Below are 21780 nucleotides of genomic sequence, written 5' to 3' on the forward strand. Positions count from 1 at the left end.
TCTATCCATTTTCTGTTAAAAATGCCTTGTGTAATGCACGAACAGCCAACTCTAAGTACTTTTCATCTATTAAAACTGAAATTTTAATCTCTGAAGTCGAGACTAAAACCACATTAATATTTTCCTGCGCTAATGCATCAAAAAATAAACTAGCGACACCAGAATGTGATTTCATACCCATGCCAACAGCAGAAACTTTAGCAACTGCTTGCAATCCGCTTACATTTTGAGCACTGAGCTGAGCTTGATCTTCACTCAATAATTCAAGTGCTTGCAGATAATCATTCGAGTGCACAGTAAAAGCATAGTCTATTTTTTCAAAGTTATGATTAACTTGATTAATCATATCTATTTCGATGCCATTTTCGGCAAAAAGTTTCAATATTTTTGAAAGATATTGCGTGCCCGTTGGCACACCTTGTACCTTAATTAAACATTCGTCACGATTAAACGCAATCCCCGATACAACCTTGCTTGGCATATCGTTCTCCTCAAAACTTATTAATGTACCTTCATCGGGATTAAAGCTCGAAAGCACCCTAAGTGGCACATTATGTTTTCCTGCGGCTTCTACTGAGCGAATATGCAAAACTTTCGCCCCTAAACTTGCCAGTTCTAGCATTTCGGCAAAGGTAACTTGGCTCATTCTGCGCGCGTTAGGTTCAACACGAGGATCTGTAGTATATACGCCGTCAACGTCTGTATAGATCTGGCATTCGTCAGCTTTTATAGCCGCAGCTATTTCTACAGCCGATGTATCGGTGCCGCCGCGCCCAAGCGTTGTAATGTTGCCCTCAACATCACGCCCCTGAAACCCAGCAATAATAGCAATACGATTATGCTCAAGCTCATGCTTCAAACGCGTAGCAGCAACCTCTGCAATACGAGCTTTACCAAACATGTTATCGGTTAAAATATTGACTTGATCGGCTAATAAGCTCACAGCAGAGTGGCCACGTTTTATAATAGCCATAGCAAGTAGTGATACAGAAACCTGCTCTCCGGTGCTAATTAGTACATCTAGTTCACGGCTACTCGGGCGAGTATCAATTTGTTTGGCGAGATTAATTAAGCGGTTGGTTTCTCCCGACATAGCCGAGAGCACCACAACCACTTGATGTCCTTGTTGTCTGGTTTTTACAACAAGGTCGGCGACCGCTTCAATTCGCTCTATTGAGCCGACCGAAGTGCCACCGAATTTTTGAACAATAAGCGCCACTTAGGCTTAAGTACGCTCAGTTAACCAAGCTGTAACGCTATCTAGTGCAGCAGCAAGGTTTTGTGGCTCACTACCACCAGCTTGTGCCATATCTGGACGACCGCCACCTTTACCACCTACTTGGCCTGCCATGTGGTTAACTAACTCACCGGCTTTTACTTTGCCTGTTAAGTCTTTAGTTACACCAGCAATTAGGCTTACTTTGTCGCCACTGGCAACACCCAGTGCAATAACACCTGAGCCAATTTTGTTTTTAAGGTCATCAACCATACCGCGAAGTGCTTTAGATTCAGTACCTTCAACATTTGCTACAAGTAGCTTAACGCCGTTAATTTCAACAATCGAATCAAGTAAAGATGCACCCGCCGCACTTGCTAACTTATCGTTAAGTTGCGCAATTTGCTTTTCAAGACCTTTAGACTTTTCAAGTAACGCGGTTACTTTTTCAAGTACCGATGCGCTATCGCCTTTAACTAAAGCAGCTACATCATGTAATTGTTGCTCTTGCTCGCTAACATAAGCAACTGCATCAGCACCAGTTACCGCTTCAATACGGCGAACGCCTGCTGCAATACCGCTTTCAGACACTATTTTAAATAAACCAATATCGCCTGCGCGCTCGACGTGAGTACCACCACAAAGCTCAATAGAGTAGTCGCCAATAGTAACTACACGTACTTCGTCATCATACTTTTCGCCAAACAACGCCATAGCACCTTTCGCTTTAGCATCATCAATAGCCATAAGCTCAGTATTAAGTGCAAAGTTACGACGAATTTCGTCATTAACTACACGCTCAATTTCACGTAGCTCATCTTTAGTAACCGCTTCAAAGTGCGAAAAGTCAAAACGTAAACGATCAGGCTGAACAAGTGAGCCTTTTTGGCCTACATGGTCGCCTAATAATTGACGTAGTGCTTCGTGTAAAATATGTGTAGCTGTGTGGTTTTTCTTAATGCTATCGCGGCGTGCATCATCAATAGTCGCATCCACTTTATCGTTAACACCAATGCGACCTTGCACAGTACCGTGGTGAGCAAAAGCATTACCAAGTTTAGTGGTATTAGTAACATTAAATTCGCCACCAGCAACTGTAATAGTACCCGTGTCGCCCGTTTGGCCGCCTGATTCAGCGTAAAACGGTGTGCGGTCTAATACTACAATACCTTGTTGACCATCTTCTAATAACTGAACAGCTTCGCCACCAGCAAAAATCTCTACCACTGTCGCGCTATGGTGCGTGCTGTCGTAGCCTTTAAACTCAGTAAGCTTTTCTGATTTTAATTGCTCGTTGTAATCAGCACCAAACTTACCCGCTTGTTGCGCTGTTTTACGTTGTACAGCCATGCATTCTTCAAAGCCTTGATGATCAATCGTCATCTGGCGCTCACGCGCAACATCGGCCGTTAAATCAGCTGGAAAACCATACGTATCGTAAAGTTTAAATACTAAGTCGCCCGGTATAATATCGCCTTTAAGGTCACTTAAGCTTTCTTCTAAAATAGCTAAGCCACGTTCAAGTGTTTTACCAAACTGTTCTTCTTCAATGCGTAATACTTTTTCGATAATTTCTTGTTGCTTAGCAAGCTCTGGGTACGCTTGACCCATTTGCTCAATTAGCGCAGCAACTAACTTATAGAAAAACGAACCTTGTGCACCTAACTTATTACCGTGGCGCACAGCACGACGAATAATACGACGTAGTACATAGCCACGACCTTCGTTAGATGGCATAACACCGTCTGAGATTAAAAACGCACACGAACGAATATGATCCGCCACTACGCGTAGTGACTTATCGTCCATATCTTGCGCGTTAGTTACACTTGCAGCTGCTGCAATTAAGCCTTGGAATAAATCGATTTCGTAGTTTGAATGCACACCCTGCAAAATAGCAGAAATACGCTCAAGGCCCATTCCCGTATCAACAGATTGCTTAGGTAGAGGCAACATTGTACCGTCGCTTTGACGGTTGTATTGCATAAATACAAGGTTCCAAATTTCGATGAAACGGTCGCCGTCTTCCTCTGGAGTGCCCGGAGGTCCGCCCCAAATATGCTCACCATGGTCATAAAATATTTCAGAACACGGACCGCATGGACCGGTATCGCCCATAGACCAAAAGTTGTCAGAGGTCGCAATACGAATAATACGATCTTCACTTAAGCCAATATCTTTTGACCAATACTCAAACGCTTCTTCATCATCGTGATAAATAGTAACAAGCAGTTTTTCTTGAGGTAATTTAACAACCTCAGTTAAAAACTCCCACGCAAACTTAATCGCGTCTTGCTTAAAGTAATCGCCAAAGCTGAAGTTACCTAACATTTCAAAAAATGTATGGTGGCGAGCAGTGTAGCCTACGTTTTCTAAATCGTTATGCTTACCGCCAGCACGTACACAGCGCTGCGAACTTGTCGCACGTGTATAAGGGCGGCTTTCTGCGCCTAAAAATACATCTTTAAATTGCACCATGCCGGCATTATTAAATAACAACGTGGCATCGTTACCCGGTATAAGCGAGCTAGAAGGTACTATTTGATGTTGCTTGCTGGCAAAAAAGTCTAAAAACTGTTGCCTAATTTGTGCGGTAGTCATGTGCTGCATTTGAAAGTCTCACCTGTATTTACTGTGCTTGCATTGCAAAATTAATTTCATCGTAGCTAAAACCCCGATACATTAAGTAGCGCACGCGCTTAGCTTTATCTTTGTAATCGAGATCTGGCGGTGTATTCGAATATTTTTTATTGTACGCATCCTGCGCAAGCTCAAACCAATCTATTTCAAGCTCTTCAACTACCATTTCAAGTAGCGAACGATCAATCCCTTTGCCCATAGCTTCGCTTTGTATTCGCTTAAGCCCGTGGCATTTAAATATGTGTTTTCTTACAAAGCCTTCACAGTATCGCTGCTCGTTAATAAAATTGTGCTTTTCGCACCAATCAAGCAGCGTTTCAATAAACTCTTCTGTCGCTTCTTTTTGCTGTAATTTGAGCGTTAACTCACGACGCGAATATTCTTGGCGCCCTAGTAACCAAAGTACATAGTTTTTTAGTTTTTGCTTTAATTTATCATCCATTAAGCGTCAAAACGTCCGCTTGTTTCACTGCTAAGTGGCTTAACATTAATGTCGTCACTTAATGGTACAACAGGCATAAAAATGGCTTGATAAGATACAAAAAAGCTAATGTAGCAAATCGGCATTAAAATCAACAGTGGTAAGAACGACAAGAACATCGAAAGCGCCATAAATAATGCGCAAATAAGGCCAAAAACGCCAAGTGGCAAAATGTTATGATAAAACACCATTAACGATTTTTTAAGCGCCGTTAAAATGCGTGTTTCCTTACTAAAATAAACAAGTGGCACAGCGTACGCAAATGCAGTTAAGTAAATTAGCATTGCCATAAAAAATAAAATTACATTCGCGCCCGAAATACTCTCAAGCATTTGTTCAAGTGCCACGTTTGGATCAAGTCCTGGTTGGCTCATAACAGCCACTGCATCGGCAAATAAGCCATTAGCAAGTAACGCCATTAAAATACCCGCACCCATTTGATAAAGTGCTAAACGTAATAACCCTAAACGATTTCCCTTAGCCGTAAATGGCTTGAGAATATCGGCTAGCATAATTTTTCCGCCCTGTTGCTTACTAAGCACCGCTTGGTAAAACCCTGCTGTTAAAAATGGCGTAGCGAGTGCTGCTACTACTTGCAGCAGCGGTAAAAATAAAGATAGCAGCCCTACAATGCCAATAAATAAATGCATAAAAATAAAGGTTGCTGGCTGGGTTTTAAAAATAAGCCACCCGGCTTTTAACCACTTTAGCCCTGCATCGGCTTTAAAAATTCGTAATTGTGTAGACATACTTGCTCTTAATTTAAAACGAAACACGCCAAGTATAACTTGGCGTGAGGGGGGATTAATAGACGAAACGTAATTAAATGATTAAGGTTTTTTAATTTTCTTAATATCTAACATATGCGCGCCATGCTTAATTTTTGTTTCTAGGTACGATTTATTACCCGCAACACCCGCTTTTATGTGCGCATGTGTGCCCACAACCGAGTCAACATTAATACCGGCATCTTTTAATGCATTAAGCTTTTTAGGATTATTAGTCATTAATTTAACGTGACTTAAATTAAGCGCATTGAGCATTAATACCGCATCCGAAAAGTCACGTAAATCATCAGCAAAGCCTAAATGATTATTAGCTTCGTAGGTGTTCATACCTTGCGATTGCAATACGTAAGCGTCTATTTTGTTGTATAAACCAATGCCACGGCCTTCTTGGCGTAAATACAATAAAATACCGCCTTGCTCGTGCATCATTTCAATACATTCATTTAGCTGCTCACCACAATCACAACGAGATGAGTAAAATACATCGCCCGTTAAGCATTCTGAATGCATACGAATTAGCGGTACATCTTGCTCTGTATCGGCGTTGTTAAACACCATAGCAATATGTTCTTTACCATCTTTTAAATCAGTAAATGAGATTATTTCTGCAGGGATATCACTATTTCTGCCAACTTTAAGCTGGACTCTTGCTCTTACTTGCGCCACGACAAATCCAAATATTTAAATAACTACGACACGACAATAAAGTGATAGTATCACAAAATAGGATAAATACACCGTAGTACAAGACTGTTTATGGCAATTATATGGCGACGACAGGCGTTATTTTCAATGACTATTAGCAATAAATTAATACAAATAACCGCCAATGTTATTTACGTTGATTTACCTTAATCAGTGACACCTATAGGCACGTTTGGTATTTTGTATTTTAAACAACGATAGGGATTATTATGAAACGTCAGCAACTCGCTTTATTTATAGGTTTAAGTTTGTCTGCTTTAAGCGCAACAACTTTAAGCACTAAAGCATTCGCCAGCCAAGCAAGCGATCCTCAAGCGGTATTTAACCAAGCATACCAAAGCTATTTAGCAGCAGTTAAAGCAGACGAAAACGTACAACAAACTGCCAAACTTGCTTACACATCAGGTAAAGCCGTTTACGGTAAAAGCGACGACAATACGGCTAACTTAGCTATTAACTACGCTAAAGCTATTAAAGGCTACGGCGATGAGCTAAACGAACAACGTTTTGCACTTTATGATGAAGCACATACTATTTTAGCTGCAAACCACGGCAAACAATCAATAGAAACAGTTGATGCACTGCTCGGCCAAGCTAACTACACAACATCAGCTTACAAAGCAGCTAACTTTTTAGAACAAGTAATAGGTATAGCTAAAACACAAAATAACCCTAAGTTTGTAGCCGACATGAAACTTGAAGCTGCAACGCTACTGGCTAAAAAGTTTAGTTCTAAAAAATATCGTGAGGCTAAAAACTACCTAGAAGAAGCCGACGAATACTACCAAGAAAACTTACCTGAAAACTCACTAGAGCGCATAAAAGCCGATTTTTTAATGGCCTCATTCGCAGAGGGTCGTAAAAGATACAATCAAGCGATTGAAAGGCTAAACCGTATAGTTACTGTATTCGATAGTAACTTAAACTTTGATCACAGTGCAGAGCTAACAGCTCATTCAAAGCTTGTAGGCCTGTACGAAAAGCAAGGTAAAAGCGAAGAAGCAACTAAACATTGCCTAGCTATCGCTCAAATGGTGCCATGGAAAGAATCGCAAGAGCAAACGCCGCTTTACCGTGTTAATCCTAAATACCCAGTTAACAAAGCCAGGTTTAGTACCGATGGTAGAGTTGTTATGGAGTTTGAGGTAGACGCAGCTGGCTTTGTAAAAAACCCAAAAGTACTTAGCTCTGAAGGCGGCAGCGCATTTGAAAAATCAGCCAAAGCAGCGCTTGAGCAATGGCGTTACGCGCCAAAGTTTGAAAATGGCAAACCTGTTAGCGCTATTTCTCAGGTACAACTCGACTTTAAAATTAACCGCCACTAAAAGCGGCTCATTAAAAAAGGCGCTTTAAGCGCCTTTTTTAATACCAACTAAAACAAATTCTACGTAGTTAAAATTCATAACTTACGCTAATTCCGCCATCGGCTCTTTTTTCATTGCTATCGCTTGCTTTACCGTAGCCCACATCTAGCTCTAATCTAAAACCAGCGCTGTTCAATCCATTAAAGTTGTAGCTGTACGTAAGCCCTATGCCGTTTGTTGTTTCTTCATCAAAAATACCGCCAATTACACAACCTAGCGTATTAGCAAAGTCAGTTGCTACATCATTAGTTGAACTTTCACACTCTTGGTCTGTATCTCTTGCACCAATAGCGCCCACAAGTACGCCAAAAGCATGTTTTTTATTATCGCTAACCGCTTGTTCAAAACCGGCAGAAAATCCATCATCAAGGCCTAGTTTATAGTTTGCATACCAGCGTTGTGTGTCGTCGTTAGCCGATAAAGATACCTCAGGAATAACTAAGTAAGGATAGCCACCCCCAATCGAAAAACTAACATCATTAGCAAAAGTAGAACAAGAAGCGATAGATAAAGTGAGTAGTAATATTTTTATTTTCATAAAGTTCCCTTTGAGTAAGTATAAAATGTACTTACTTTAGGGACGCCATGCAATACGACTAAAAGCTCGTTAAATTTAGCTTTAGTAATAAAATAGGGATTAAATTTTAGCGAGTATTTTATCGCTAGCCGCTTCTATTAAATCGAGCACATTTTCAAAGCCATCATCGCCGCCGTAATAGGGATCGGGAATAGCGCTTTGGGCTTGCTCGCCATATTCTAAAAACAGCGCTAATTTGTACTGTAGATGCTCAGGGCACTGGGCTTTTAAATCAGCTAAGTTTTGCGTATCGGCCGCTAAAATTAAATCAAACTCAGTAAAGTCACTTGTACGCACTTTACGTGAATAAATACCTTTAAAGCTGTAACCGCGCTTCTCCCCTGCTGCCATTGAGCGACTATCAGGCGTTTTACCTTCGTGATAACCAATAGTGCCCGCCGAATCAACGTTAACGTTAACGCCTAGCTTTTTAGCGCGGGCTTTTAACACCGCCTCTGCGGTTGGCGAGCGGCAAATATTACCTAAACACACTATGAGTACTTTTTTCATTAAGGCTCCTCTAACTAATTTAAAAACCTAAGCTTTAAAATTGTTTTAAAATGCTTTCATCGTAATCTTCAACATTAAGCGTTACGTTATGTTGCGCTGCAACAGATTCAAGCTCAGCTTGTTTAATGGCTAAATCGTCCATGGTGATTAGGTTATCGTCTAGCTGCCACAATAACCGAGAGCCCGCGTAGCTATAGTGAATCGCTAATAACGCATCGGCATTACCTTCACGGCCAGCGGCTTTTAACTTAGCCATTTTACGGGTTACTTTATTAAGTGCTTTTTTAAGCTCCCACACATAAACAACTTCAGTCATAAAGCTATGTGTACGGTATTTATTAAGTAACCACGCAAGCCCAACGCTTGTAATAGCAACGCCTATTAAGTTCCAATGAAAGTGGCTACCACTTTCATCAGGAAATAAAGCAATCAGCGTTTGCGATATAGCCAAGCTGCCTACAGCCAAACCAATACCGCATCCTGCAATAACACGGTTTAAATGTTTACGGTAACGCGCTTTATTTATTTCAATGAGTTGCATAACAGCCTAAAAAGTTAATAAGTAAAAGAATGCGAATGGCTATTGTAACTAAACCCCACATTTTTTATAAAATTATTTCACCCCTTTTTGATTTGCCACCCGTTATAGCTTTGAAAACACCCTAATTGTAGTGGTCAATAAAATTTGGAGCGGCTTATGCACACACTTGAAGTACCTAACAACCCAGTATTTATTAAAACATCGACTGCCGTTATCGGCGGCGCCGCAATGACCTTTGCAGCTTTTGCGTTTATGCAATATTTAATAAGTGGCGAGCAACGCGCACCGGTTAAACCAGGGGACGATATTATAGTAGAGATTTTTCAAGCACCTGAGGATTCAAAGCTAAGGCATATACAAAAAATACAGCCGCCACCGCCAATGCCTAAAGTGCCGCAAAAAGCTCCACCGCTTGATGCATCAGCCGATCCTGTGTTGGCAATTAGCGACCTTACGCCAGTTACAATTGACGATTTTGGTGGCGACATTAACAATACCATTAATCGCCCTACAGGGGATGCAACACCCATAGTGCGCATAAACCCTAAATACCCAACTACAGCCGCGCGCGATGGTATTGAAGGTTGGGTACAACTAAGCTTTAGTATTTCGCCAACGGGGGAGGTAATCGACCCAGTAGTTATTAACGCCGAGCCAAAACGCACCTTTGACCGCGAAGCAATAAGAGCTATTAAACGCTGGAAATATCGCCCCAAAGTAATTGAAGGTGTGGCACAATTACAAACAGGTCAAACCGTACAACTCGACTTCAAATTACAACAATAAAAGCGATGAGCCTATGCTACTAAGTATTAAGTCATGGTTATTTGAAACGCCAAGCAAGGACTGCATGGCAAGTTACGCAAAAAGTGGCGACAATCGTTACTTAGAGCAGCTTATTGCTCTCTACAGTAACGACTTATACCATTACCTTGTTACGCAATCTAATACGCATTTAGCTTACGACGTAAGCCAACAAACATGGCTAAAAGTAATCGAAAAACGCCACCTTTACCAAGCCCAAACCACACCCAAAGCGTGGTTATTTAAACTTGCCCGCAACACACTCATTGACGAATACCGCAGGCAACAACACTTTGTAGAGCTTGAAGAAAACACGCATTTAGCAGCACAAAATGATAAAAGCGAAAACAACTTAAATAGTGGTGACTTAACTAGCAAAGACTCGCATATAGGCAGCTCAAACATAAGTTACGAAGCGTTCGACGCCGCCCTAAAACAACTCAACTTTGTACAACGCGAAGCCATAACATTACAACAAGAAGGCTTTTCGCTCACCGACATAGAACTTATAACGCAAAGCAGCCTTGAGACCATTAAAACAAGGCTGCGCTATGCCAAGCAAAATCTTAAACGTTTATTAGGAGCATACAATGAACAAGCCTGATGAGCCGTTTGATCAAAAGCTCACACAACACTTTAAAGAGCGAAAAGCGCGCACTACACTTACAAGTGATCAGCAAAAATCGCTACTTAAAAAGGCCACGCACACAAAGCCTAAAAAGTTCGGCTTTACGCTACAGCTAACCAGCCTTGCCTGCGCACTGGGTGTGTTTGCATTTATTGTGTTTGATAATAACGATGGCATTAACCACGCACCTAAAACCGTGCTTAACAGCGTATTTAAGACTATAGACATTCACGACTATTCATTTATTAAAACACACGAAATAAATCAAGCTGGTAGCTACGCAAGCTCTATTACAGAGCAAAAACACGCGCTTGATAATCAATTAGCTAACGATTTACGCCGCCACCAACAACGTCACATAGAATACGGCACTCTAGTGAAGGTAGATAACGACTGGTACATAGCCAGCTGTAATGACGAGGTACTCGTACAAATTAAGCATTCACTGTTAAGTGATTTAAAGGGTAAACACGCGGTCGAAAGTGGTCTAAATACGGGTGATATGCTCGCTATGGCGCATAACGGTAAAGGGCAAATTATTGCGCTTAAACATGCGGGTGCTGGGGTTAGGCAGTGTGGGGCTTAGGTGGTTTGGGATGGTGATAATTTAAATAGAGAATTACCACCAAGAACACAGAGGCACTTACCGCTGCGCAGAGGTAGTTAAATGTTACGGCACAATATTTTAACTATCACCCATGTAATCAAGTGGTGATGAAAGCTCTATAAAATCACGATAGTGTTCTTTAGTAATTTTGTTATATGTATCTTTTACATAAATATATTTAATCAAAGACTTAGCCACTTCATACTGATTAGAGTCATTGCATTCCCGTAATTCTTTTTCAGCTTGCCCTAATTCAGTTAACTTCCTTGTATCAGTATTTCCAAATCCTGCAAAAACAAGTGAAGTTTCAACTACAAAAATTTGGCAGAAAAAACATTCAATGTACTGCTTTAGTTTAATTATTTTCTCTGTATCTTTGTAGCGGTTGATTATACAGTTCAGATCCTTGCTATATAATTTTGAATCAATAAAAAATATAACATCTCTTTCTAAGTCTCCGGGTAGTATTTTTTCTGATAAATAATCAGATAACCTTATATTTTGTGTTTCACCTTTCTTATTTAATTTTGTTCTCTTAAATCTACCATTTATAATTTCTTCATAAAGAGGGTGATCTTTTTCATAGATACAAAACAAAACAGCGAGTACGAGTACATCTACTTTTTTACCATTTGGTAAATTTACAATAATGGCAGTAATCCGTTCAGTAATTTGAATGGCTGTTCTAGGCGGCACTTGGAACGCATCTAAAACAACTGAGATATTAGCTAAAGCGGTTTCCGGTGTTTCTGTGCGGGGGAGTAGCTCAATATCTTTACTTTCTAAGTACCCAGATTCAAATTTAGTAATATCGCTGTGTACTGATAAAAAATCCTTTAAAACAGGTCGCTTTAAGCTATAGCGGCTATTAAAAAAACGGCCTAGGTAAATCTTAGCATCAAAACCTTCACCATAAATTGATTTGATTGTATGTTGGAGTTGTTCTGTATCTGTTGCTACAACAAACACAATACCTTTAACATCAAAAATATGTTTAATCGTCTCTAACATTTCTACTGCATAACTTGGGCGGCAACGATCTAATTCATCAATAAAAATAAATATGGGTAACGACTTATCTTCCTGCTTTTCAAACTTACTGACCCAATCAGCTAACTTAGCTTTGATTACTTCAACGCTTTTATTTTTAGCTTCATGATCTTTAATCAAGTTTTGTGCAAGCGCCTTTACTGCGGGTGAAAAGTCACTGCCCGTCGGCTTGCTAGTATTTTGTTTTTGGTCACTATCAATTTCTTCATCAGAAAATAGTAATGTGTGCAGCTCATCTAAATCGATGCCTGATATTTTTTTAGTTAAACCTTGTGCAATAGCAGGTGCAACAGCCTTAAACATCGAAACGGCACTTTTAGGTATTGTTATATTAAACTTAGCCTGAAGTTTAAGCTGCTTTATAATACCTGCAATTACAGTTAAAAATGGGTCGTCTGAATAGTCTTGCTGCCATGCATCAATATATACAACAGGAAAATCTACTATTAATTCTCGTGACCAACGCTTAAGAAAATATGTTTTACCTGCCCCCCATTCAGCATTTAAGTTTAATACATAGTTTTTCTTTTGTTCATCATCAGGCCTGCTCTTGTCAAACCCCTCTTGAGCCAATAGCCTTGATAAGAATGTGGCGTAGCGAGCACGATCTAATTTATCTGCAGGAAAATATTCTTCTAATGGAGGATTGGTTGCTTTACTCCAATTGAATTCTTTAATCTCTTTCATTTAATTCCTTTTAAGTAATCTTTTTTTCATAGTGCAATATAAAACGATCGCCGCTGAGTTCTCCGAGCTAACACCCGACGCACCAGCAAGCTATGCGCCTACAACAAACACCACATATAACTAGCTTTGGCTGTGCTCTTTGCATTAGCGATCCGTTGGGTTTCGTGTCACTCAACCCAACCTACGTACGTACGCTATAAATGTGCTGTCACCACTTAATAAACCTCTGTTGATAATTACTTCTTCAAAAGTCGTTTTTCTGGATTGTTTAAGTACTTTAAGCCAATGGTAACTATGCGTGTATGTACCATTGTTATAACGCGTATTTGCACATTACCAATAACAACAATATCGCCTTTACTGACTTCTCCTGAAAGCTTTTGGTTGATCACTTCTTCCAAGCTTATCTCTTCTGGGGCGTCTATTTGCATGTGATAAGAGTAAAATATATCGCCTACCAACGTTACTCCTTTCACTTTAAGTTCGTTGTGCGCTAAGTGGCTATCTTGGTGGTTTGTTTTATCGGTTGCTGTAAAAACTAAATCAACAAAAGGTCTGTTATCTGGTTTTAAAACAACAAATAAGTGATCGTTTGGTTTTAACTTAGTTGAACCCCGTGGCGGGATGATTGACGGACCTCGTGTGATCATAGCAACAACCACACTTTCAGGCAGTGCGGCATGTGACAAGCTGCGCCCAGAAACCCGAGAAACGTCACTTAAAGTGTATTCTACAATTTCTATATCAATATCGTTTAGTGCTGTGATTTCGAGCGTTGCAGCAGCCAAATCAGGTGGCGGCTCTACTAAATTTAGTTTTTTAGCCATCCACGGCATTGTTGAGCCCTGTAGCGTGGCTGAAATTAATACCACGAAAAAAACGACATTAAAAATAAGTTCAGCCCCTGAAAGGCCAAATAATAATGGGAATATAGCTAAAATAATAGGCACTGAGCCTCTAAGACCAACCCAAGATACAAACAGGGTTTCGCGATTATTAAAGCCAAACAGTTTTAAAATAGGCGCTACCGCTAATGGGCGAGCAACAAAAATGAGTGCCAGTGCAATAAGCAATCCTTCTAACCATACATCAACCAACGACGACGGATTAATAAGGAGGCCTAATACAACAAACATGGTTATTTGCCCAAGCCATGCTAAGCCGTCATGAAACAGAAAAATACCGCGTTTATATACAAATTTACTGTTCCCTAAAATAACACCCGTTATAAATACAGCTAAAAATCCACTGCCGCCGAGCGTTGCAGAAAGGCCAAATGAAAGCAGTCCAAATGCGGTTACCATCACTAAATACAAACCCGATGCATTTAGTTTAATTCGATTAATAAACCAAACCGATATTTTACCAATTAAAAGACCACAAATAGCGCCAACACCCATTTGTTGAGCAAATAACTGTAGTAAACCCAGCCCTACTGGCATGTCATTAACGAGCATTTCGAGCAAACCAACCGTTAGAAAAATAGCCATTGGATCGTTCGAGGCACTTTCTATTTCAAGGGTCGATTTAAGCTTTTTGTTTAAGTGAATACCCGCACTTCGTAAAAGTGCAAACACGGCTGCGGCATCTGTAGAACCAACAATAGCGCCCAGTAATACACCTTGTAATATGGGTAGGTCTAAAATATAAGTGGCCACAAGGCCTGTAATTACAGCGGTAAATAACACACCGATGGTTGCTAAAGCAGACGCGGGTTTCCACACTTGTTTAATTGAACTGGTGGGCGTTTGTAAGCCGCCATCAAATAGAATAATAGCAAGCGCGAGAGTACCCAGAGCATGTGCGGCCTCTGCGTTGTCGAATGATATACCTGCAATACCATCTTCACCTGCGAGCATACCTACAAGTAAAAATAGCACCAGCACCGGTAAGCCAACGCGTGCAGATAATTTGCTCGAGATCACTCCAAGTAAAATTAAAATGGCACTAACGAGAATGATATTATCAATTACAAACATAGTGTGGGTTTACAGCCTTATATGAGTTAAAAAGTAAGAATTTATAGCTACCAAAAAGCTTAAAGCTCATGCTATACAATAACCTAAAAAATATAAATACGGGTACTTAAGTCAATATTTAAATAGTTTATTTAATAGCTAGAGCGTCGTTAAGCTTGGTAGTATTAGCCTCGGTCTTAATTTAAAAACAAAAAAGCCTGCAATAAGCAGGCTTTTGAGTATTTAAGCAATGACAAGATATACGAAATATTTAAAACTATTATTAATAATCCTAATTCTTATGAAAATCCGTGCTCAATATCTCGAAACGTCCATTGTCCGTTTGGATCTGCTATATCAATTAGTTCACAGGCTTTTTTATTCCAAGCAGCTAACCATGAAATATAATTTGTTAGTTGGTGATAAGCGCGGTCTGGGGCATCAGGACGAATTCTTGACATTGAGAAACCTGAATACGTAGCACCACTTCCTACCCAACTAACAATTGATGATACGGCTCCACCGGCAGGAACTACAAAACCAACTGTCGTTGTTACTAACCCTAATATAGTCGCTGTTTTTTCAACAGCATTACCCGTTTTCATTATGTCGCCGCTTATAACTGGGTGTAACAAAGCTAATAAGCTAACTGCTTGTGGCTGATTAGAAGCAACTGCAACATCATTTGACGTTTTTGAAGTGTTTGTGGGTGAAACTTTTCCTCGCATTGCAGGAAGTAAGCTATTAAAAGATTTTTGGCTACTATTACTCGTTGAAAAAGTAACTGATTGTGTACTTAAGCCTCCGGCTTTAACTCTTTTTTCATCTCGTGGCGTTACAGTTGATTTGTAAGTGCGCTGTAACCTTCTATAAACAGCTGCACTGCATTGAGTCATTTGTATTGCTAATGCTGCTTGCTCTTTGAAGTCTCGACCGATTGCTCGCTCTGATAACTGAGTTAGCTGATTTTTCTTTTTAAGAGCTTGCTGACCAATCATAATATCCATAAAATGTCCTTATTTATTATTTAATTGGTGAAATCATATCATTTAAAGTTACGTAGAGAAATCCTGACAAGTTATTATTACAATGATTTAAGGTACATAAAAAGCTGCTTCAGAGTATTCGATTTATGCTTCTTTAACAGAGGAATATCTTAAGTATGAACCATGACTATATAAACATAAGCCCTTTACTAAGTTTACTTAGTGAATTATTTGAGGCTTAATATTACTAAAATCATTGTGGATTGTAATCTCTACATTATCAGGTTTTATAGCAATATCGCTTAAACCCGTATTAGTGAAATACTCTTCGAAGCCCTGCTGATATTCAGGAAGAACCTGCTTATATGCAGTAATAAATAAACTCAGCTTTTTAGCTATAGTTGGATACTTAGCTGCAAGGTCTCGTAGCTTTTCAGGCTCAGAAAAAGCAAATTCGGCGAAAATATTAAAGTCGTTCTCAATATTAGTTTTACCGTAGGTAGATAAAAATCCATTTTCATAATCAGGCCCTATACTTCTATTTTGCGTTAAAGCCTCATAATTCGAGGAAACAGGACTCCAACTTTCAGGCAACAGACCTTGCCATGCAAGATTAACAAAAGGGGAGCGTAAATAAATCAAAGAACTAAGCTCGTGATGAACTCCCCGTAACGAATTTTCATAATTGAAGTTAGTACCGTTCTTATCTGAGATATTTGATAATATTATAGAGTTTCTTGAATATGTTCCCCCCGCTTCAGCCCCCTCCATGAGCATAGGTCCTGAAATATAAATAGCATTAATAAATTTGGAAACAAAGCCTTCAGGATAAACCTCCAGTGCAGTTTCAATGCCATCAAGTGAGTCTGAAGAATCTTCTAAAGCAGTACTTTTCATTTCAAGCGTGGATTGTTTGCCTTCACTTCCTAAAAACTGTTCAGGAAAAAATAAACGGGTATCACCAGCCTTAATATCGATCTGGTATGTTTTTGCTAACCTATTAGCTTGTTCTGCTGCACTTTCTTGGTAAGAGCATGCGTTCAAAAACAATAAAAAACTAAAAAAGACAAAAGCTTTATTTTTCATTTAAACAATCTTTGTTTTGTGCCCTAAAAAAGCCTGCATATTTGCAGGCTTTCAAGGCATTTTTATAACACGTTTTTATAACACAATAATGCTTGTTATTAAGTACGCTATAAACGTAAGGCCGCCACCAAATAAGGCATACGGTAGCTGCGTTTTAACGTGGGTGAGTAAGTCACACCCCGATGCAATAGCCGATACAGCGCTGGTGTCGGATATAGGCGAGCAGTGATCGCCAAATATACCACCACCCAAAATAGCACCTACCACAAGCGACGGTGGTAAACCTAGCGCTTGAATAAGTGGCACGCCAATTGGGATTAATATGGCAAACGTGCCCCACGATGTACCCGTAGTAAACGACATAACTGCGCCGGTTAAAAACAGCACCGGTACGATTAAGTAAATAGGTAGGTAGTCGCCAACAAGCGACGCTACAAATACGCCAGTACCCAATTCTTTTAAGCTTGCGCCAAGTGTAAGCGAAAGCAGTACAATGGCGACCAGTGGCATTAATTCGCCCATACCTTTAAAACCGGTATCAACTAATTGATGATGGGTAAATTTACGTGAGCCAATCATTAAAAAGTAAGCGACAACAATGGCTAAAACCGTTGCATATAATACTGATTTAGAACCGCTGCCCTCGGCTAGTACACCATTTCCGGTGTAATACATAAAGCCAACCATGCTGGTAATAAGCGTAATAAGCGGGATTAACATGTAACGCGCTTTAGAGCCTTTTACTTCTTCTTTTAAGTCAGTTGTTTGAAGCTCTAGTTTTTCTTCGGCTTCTTTCATTGGGCCATGCACTTTATCAAACGCGATGGTATAAAAAACAATGGCAAGGGTAATTATGGCGTAAAAGTTATACCCAACGCTGCCCCACAACACCGATACAGCCGACTCACCTAGCTCGTAGTTACCTAACAAACCAAGTACAAACGCACCCCAGCCATTGAGTAGTATTAAAATACACACTGGCGCACTGGTGCTATCAATAATGTACGCTAGACGCGCTCGGCTCATTTTAAATTTGTCGAATAAGCCACGCGATAAAATCCCTGAGGTAAGTACGCTCAAGTTAGATTCTATAAACACCGCAATGCCGGTAAACATGGTTAAAAAGCCCACTTGGCGCTTACTTTTTGCAATACCTTTGTTCATTAACATATTAACCGTTGCTGCAACGCCGCCTGATTCGCGAATGTAGGCGAGCAGTGCACCAATTAAAATACTAAATATTAATATGCGTGTATTACCTGGCGAGCTGGCAACCGAAATAATACGTTCAATGGTATTTAAAAAAGTGTCAAACAAGCTATTACCTTCGCCCTGAAAGGCAAGTAAAAACTCAGAAGAAGCAACAGCAACAAGTAGCGCCATAATCACTTCTTTGCGCCAAAACACGATAGCAATCGCAATTAGCGGCGGTAAAATAGAATACCAATGCATAAAAAGTTAACCTTAATTATTAGCGAGCCACTCTCGCTTTGTACGCGTTTTATCGCTTATTTGTTAAGCCTAGCAGCATAAACTGGCTTAGATTTGTAAACCGCTTAGCTTAATGGATTGGCTTACTCAAGTCACCTGTAAATAAATCACTTAGAGTAATGCTGTTAGCACGTTTTAACCTATACGATAGCTTATTGATTTAGTAGCGCTTCATAAATAAGCGACACTACCGATCCATACTGCGCGGTTTCAAATTGTTTACCTGTAAATTCGTAACGTTTTAGCGAGCCTTTAATTGCACTATGGCGAGCATTGGTAAGTAAAACAATAGCCAAGTCGTAAGCGGGGTCAATTACGGTCACTGTACCTGTCCAACCTGTGTGGCCATAAGCCTGCGCGCTTGCATAAGGGCCAAAGTGCCAACGCCTTGCTTGGTTGTTACCGGCAAGCCTAAAACCAAGCCCGTAGGTTTCATCGCTTGATTGCGGCGTTAAAAATTGGGCTAAAGCGCTTGCACTAAATAATTGTTGGTCGCCGTAGCCACCATTATTTAATAATAGCTGGCAAAGCACGGCTAAGTCGTGAGCGTTACTAAATAGCCCCGCATGCCCTGCTACGCCATCAAGTGAGTAGTAAGCGCGCTCGTCATGCACTTGGCCTTGTAAAACTCCGGTGCGAACATTATCAAACTTAATGCGCCCGTCTCGTGTGTTGCCGCTAAGCTCAGTGGCTGCAAATTGCTGTGGCTTAAAGCCTTTTTTAAGTGGATTAAATAACGTGTTAGTTAATTTTAGTGGCGCGTACACTTGCTGCTCTAGGTATTCGTCAAGGGGCTGCCCAGTTATGCGCTCAATGAGTACGCCTAAAATCATGTAATCAATATCTGAGTAAACATGCTGCCCAGATAATTTACTACTAAAAGGTACGCTGGTAAGTAATAGCTGTTTGGTGGTTTTACTGTTTTGCGAATAAAACGCGTCACCATAGCTGCCATCTTTACGATGAAAGTCAAATACTGGCGGGTATCCGGCGCTGTGTGTGAGTAAGTCTTTTACTGTGCGCTTTGCTCGCCCTTCACCTTTATATTCGCTTAGGTAGCTTTGTACGGGTTTATTAATATTTAATAACCCTTCGCTTACTAATTTCATAAGTGCAAAGTTTGTGGCAAATATTTTGGTGTTTGAGGCAAGATCAAACAAGGTATTAGTTTGCATGGGCTCTGGGCGTAGTAACATTAAATCACTTTGCTGGTATTGCTTTGCATCGCCATAGGCGGTTAATTTTATTAGCTCGCCATTTTTAACAACGGCCAACACAGCCCCAGGAAAACCTGCTTTTACATCGCGTTCAATTAATGCGTCTACTTCAGTAAAATCTATATGCTTTTTTGGTTCATCGCTTAAAGTAGGAAATGCAAAACGCAGCGTTAAACTTGCGCCAGCAGGGAGAATATTTTCAACTTTAAAGGTATTAACACCGTTGTGAGTATTTTTTGCCAAACTGTAATTATATAAGGTGTTGGCGCTTAGTTGGTTAACGTCGAGCTTTTTATTATTAATGTAAATATCGGCGCTTTGTGCGTTATGGTTTTGTATTAATAATTGCCCGCGCCCTTTGTAAGCTTTAAACGTGCCTCGGTTATTTACATAAAACCGGCTACTTGGATTTACCTCAGGAAACGTTACAACCACTTGTGCATTAGGCAGCTCTACAAGCTGGCTTTTTGTAAGTGGTAGCACCGAGCTAATAGGCTCAGGTGGTGTACTACAACCCACAATAATAAAGCTCAATGCCGCTATAAATGCTTGTTCGATATAACCACACCTTTGATTTTTTACAGCAATAAACATGCTTAGCCCTTATTTATATAACAAGTAAGGCGCTCTTTGCGCTTTAAATTGCTCAAGCCCCGCCTGCCAGCTTTGTTTTATTTGCGCTTCTGATTGCCCTGCTTCAATAGCTAAGCGCAATTTATTAGTACCCGCTAGCTTATCCATAAAGTCAGCGCGCTCAAAAAACGAGATGTTATTTTTAGTAAGCTCCGTGTACGCATTTATTAAGTAAGTTAAATTTAAACCTGAAATATTTGCTTGTCTTAAATCGAGCCCTTGCACGGTTTGGTTTTTAAATTTAGGGTTTAAAGCAGCGCCTTTAATTGCGCGCGGTGTAAAATTAAAATCACCTAATGCTACTGGCGAATAGCCAATTACTTGAAATGCAAAGTCGGTGCCTCTACCAATGCTAATAGGCGTTGCTTCAAAAAAGCAAAGTGATGGGTAAAGCGCAATGGCTTGATCGTTAGGTAAGTTAGGGCTGGGTTTTACAGGCAAGCTGTAAGTACTTTTGCGAGTGTAATGATCAACAGGGATCACCGTTAATTTTAAATCGGCCGCTTTATTGATCCAGCCCTCGCCCTTGATCATTTTGGCAAGTTCGCCAACGGTCATGCCGTGTAAAACAGGAATTGGGTGCATGCCTACAAACGATTTAAATTCTGGCTCTAATATTGGCCCATCAACGTAGGCAATATTTGGATTAGGCCTGTCGAGCACCAAAAATTCTATCCCCTGCTCTGCAGCGGCTTCCATCATGTAGTGCATTGAACTTATGTAGGTATAAAAACGCACTCCCACATCTTGAATATCAAAAATAATCACATCAACATCGGCTAAAGCAGCTTGGCTTGGTTTTTTATTTTTACCGTAAATAGAAATAAGCGGAATACCTGTTTTACTATCAACGGCATTTTTCACATGGGCGCCCGCATCGTGATCGCCACGAAAGCCATGCTCAGGTGCAAAAATTTTAGTTATGTTTATGTTTTTAGTCAGCAGCGCATCTACTAAGTGAGTTTGCCCTACCATTGATGTTTGATTAACCACGAGCCCTACGCGTTTATTTTTTAACTGTGGTAAATATTTAGCATATTGCTGCGCACCTACCATAAGTGAGTTATTAACTTCGTTAGCTTGCACGCTTGCAATAAAAATGGTGCTAAAAATAAAAAATAAAGTAATAAATAGGGTTTTAAACATACTGCAATATCCTTTTAAACAAGGCGTTTAAAATAACATAGGTAATAATAAAGAGCAGCTTTAGAAAAGGGTTAAGTGGGCTTGAGTAGATAACTGATTAGAAGCTGGCGCTTCTCACGCGAGCAAGCTCTGCGTCTACAACGGATAAATAAACTCGAAGTTTAGATTTAAAGATTAGAGCTAGTTTTACTTGAAAATACCACCTCTCATTTTAAGCTTAAAGACCGTATTTAACCTTCTTAGAGCTAAACGCTTCTAGTTATTTAATTTCTTGGTCAATGAACCACTTAAAGATCTATTATACAAAGAGTAGCGAAAGAGAAGTAAATGAGAAGACATAAGCCCGGGTTTATTAGTTTAGCTTTATTACTACCTCTAAAAGCGCAGCGCCTCTTAACCTCTTTGTGAATAAATTACTTATTTCTGGCGTTGCCAACAAATAAAATCTTATAAATTATATTTTTGAGGGGGGAATAGAAGCTGGCGCTTCTCACGCGAGCAAGCTCTGCGGCTACAGGAGTGGTAGCTTACATTTCACTTTATTTTAGGCGCAAAAAAACCGACTTAATGTCGGCTTGTTTATGAAAGTGGTGGGCGCAGGAGGATTCGAACCTCCGACCGCTCGGTTCGTAGCCGAGTACTCTATCCAGCTGAGCTATGCACCC

Annotated in this window: 19 protein-coding genes and 1 tRNA gene; 4 read left to right on the forward strand and 16 right to left on the reverse strand. The window is 40.2% G+C overall.

Translation table 11 applies throughout. The features are described 5' to 3' along the window. Position 1: 1 nt before the first annotated feature. From QMA08_RS19580 to ribA, 5 genes are all read right to left on the reverse strand, one after another. On the reverse strand, positions 2-1219 hold the full coding sequence (locus tag QMA08_RS19580) for an aspartate kinase (protein WP_039486415.1): 1218 nt from the start codon (positions 1217-1219) through the stop codon (positions 2-4). 6 nt (positions 1220-1225) lie between these two features. After that, on the reverse strand, positions 1226-3826 hold the full coding sequence (gene alaS / locus QMA08_RS19585) for an alanine--tRNA ligase (protein ID WP_008138921.1): 2601 nt from the start codon (positions 3824-3826) through the stop codon (positions 1226-1228). A gap of 19 nt (positions 3827-3845) precedes the next feature. After that, positions 3846-4298, reverse strand: a complete 453-nt coding sequence (locus QMA08_RS19590) for a regulatory protein RecX (protein ID WP_002961933.1) — start codon at positions 4296-4298, stop codon at positions 3846-3848. Continuing rightward, positions 4298-5086, reverse strand: coding sequence for a BPSS1780 family membrane protein (locus tag QMA08_RS19595; protein ID WP_024595741.1), 789 nt, complete (start codon positions 5084-5086; stop codon positions 4298-4300). Before QMA08_RS19595 ends, QMA08_RS19590 begins: the two co-directional genes overlap by 1 nt. Positions 5087-5167: 81 nt before the next feature. Beyond that, on the reverse strand, positions 5168-5791 hold the full coding sequence (gene ribA, locus QMA08_RS19600; RefSeq protein ID WP_002961931.1) for a GTP cyclohydrolase II: 624 nt from the start codon (positions 5789-5791) through the stop codon (positions 5168-5170). 248 nt (positions 5792-6039) lie between these two features. Here ribA and QMA08_RS19605 point away from each other — a divergent pair, with 248 nt between their 5' ends. After that, complete coding sequence (locus QMA08_RS19605; RefSeq protein ID WP_278383116.1) at positions 6040-7155, forward strand: energy transducer TonB; 1116 nt, start codon at positions 6040-6042, stop codon at positions 7153-7155. Positions 7156-7222: 67 nt separating this feature from the next. On the opposite strand, the gene QMA08_RS19610 is transcribed toward QMA08_RS19605, so the two are convergent. The 3 genes from QMA08_RS19610 to QMA08_RS19620 all read right to left on the reverse strand — a co-directional run bounded on the left by QMA08_RS19610 (position 7223) and on the right by QMA08_RS19620 (position 8822). Then, positions 7223-7732 carry a hypothetical protein gene (locus tag QMA08_RS19610; RefSeq protein WP_002961929.1) on the reverse strand — a complete coding sequence of 170 codons (510 nt, stop codon included), beginning with the start codon at positions 7730-7732 and terminating at the stop codon, positions 7223-7225. A 99-nt stretch (positions 7733-7831) separates the two neighbouring features. After that, the gene (locus tag QMA08_RS19615; RefSeq protein WP_039488358.1) at positions 7832-8281 is read right to left on the reverse strand and encodes a low molecular weight protein-tyrosine-phosphatase; all 450 of its coding nucleotides are present in this window, start codon (positions 8279-8281) and stop codon (positions 7832-7834) included. 34 nt (positions 8282-8315) lie between these two features. Next, complete coding sequence (locus QMA08_RS19620; RefSeq protein ID WP_290175290.1) at positions 8316-8822, reverse strand: DUF3087 domain-containing protein; 507 nt, start codon at positions 8820-8822, stop codon at positions 8316-8318. A 156-nt stretch (positions 8823-8978) separates the two neighbouring features. Between QMA08_RS19620 and QMA08_RS19625 the strand changes: the two genes are divergently transcribed. Genes QMA08_RS19625 through QMA08_RS19635 form a run of 3 tightly spaced genes read left to right on the forward strand, consistent with a single transcriptional unit; the run spans position 8979 to position 10840 of the window. Then, a complete protein-coding gene (locus QMA08_RS19625) occupies positions 8979-9608 on the forward strand; it encodes an energy transducer TonB (RefSeq protein WP_290175291.1) in 630 nt (209 codons plus the stop codon). A 13-nt stretch (positions 9609-9621) separates the two neighbouring features. Continuing rightward, entirely contained in the window at positions 9622-10230 is a 609-nt protein-coding gene (locus tag QMA08_RS19630; RefSeq protein WP_290175292.1) for a sigma-70 family RNA polymerase sigma factor, read from the forward strand. After that, positions 10217-10840: a hypothetical protein gene (locus QMA08_RS19635; RefSeq protein WP_290175293.1), complete on the forward strand. Its 624-nt coding sequence runs from the start codon at positions 10217-10219 to the stop codon at positions 10838-10840. The genes QMA08_RS19630 and QMA08_RS19635 overlap by 14 nt, the downstream gene beginning before the upstream one ends. 99 nt (positions 10841-10939) lie before the next feature. Here the strand turns inward: QMA08_RS19635 and QMA08_RS19640 are convergent, their stop codons facing one another. From QMA08_RS19640 to QMA08_RS19675, 8 genes are all read right to left on the reverse strand, one after another. Next, complete coding sequence (locus QMA08_RS19640) at positions 10940-12598, reverse strand: P-loop NTPase fold protein (RefSeq protein ID WP_290175294.1); 1659 nt, start codon at positions 12596-12598, stop codon at positions 10940-10942. 236 nt (positions 12599-12834) lie between these two features. After that, a complete protein-coding gene (locus QMA08_RS19645; protein ID WP_290175295.1) occupies positions 12835-14577 on the reverse strand; it encodes a potassium/proton antiporter in 1743 nt (580 codons plus the stop codon). 278 nt (positions 14578-14855) lie between these two features. Beyond that, a complete protein-coding gene (locus QMA08_RS19650) occupies positions 14856-15563 on the reverse strand; it encodes a hypothetical protein (protein ID WP_278383123.1) in 708 nt (235 codons plus the stop codon). Between the two features lie 198 nt (positions 15564-15761). Next, a complete protein-coding gene (locus tag QMA08_RS19655) occupies positions 15762-16628 on the reverse strand; it encodes a hypothetical protein (protein WP_290175296.1) in 867 nt (288 codons plus the stop codon). A 75-nt stretch (positions 16629-16703) separates the two neighbouring features. Continuing rightward, positions 16704-18080 (reverse strand): Na+/H+ antiporter NhaC family protein, encoded by a 1377-nt coding sequence (locus QMA08_RS19660; protein ID WP_154903628.1) that lies wholly within the window; start codon positions 18078-18080, stop codon positions 16704-16706. 191 nt (positions 18081-18271) lie between these two features. Next, positions 18272-19930, reverse strand: a complete 1659-nt coding sequence (gene pbp4b / locus QMA08_RS19665; RefSeq protein WP_290175297.1) for a penicillin binding protein PBP4B — start codon at positions 19928-19930, stop codon at positions 18272-18274. Positions 19931-19939: 9 nt separating this feature from the next. After that, positions 19940-21115 carry a DUF1343 domain-containing protein gene (locus QMA08_RS19670; RefSeq protein WP_290175298.1) on the reverse strand — a complete coding sequence of 392 codons (1176 nt, stop codon included), beginning with the start codon at positions 21113-21115 and terminating at the stop codon, positions 19940-19942. Between the two features lie 588 nt (positions 21116-21703). Continuing rightward, positions 21704-21780: transfer RNA gene (locus QMA08_RS19675), tRNA-Arg, on the reverse strand.

Source organism: Pseudoalteromonas sp. APC 3355 (assembly GCF_030407615.1).
Lineage (GTDB): Bacteria > Pseudomonadota > Gammaproteobacteria > Enterobacterales > Alteromonadaceae > Pseudoalteromonas > Pseudoalteromonas distincta.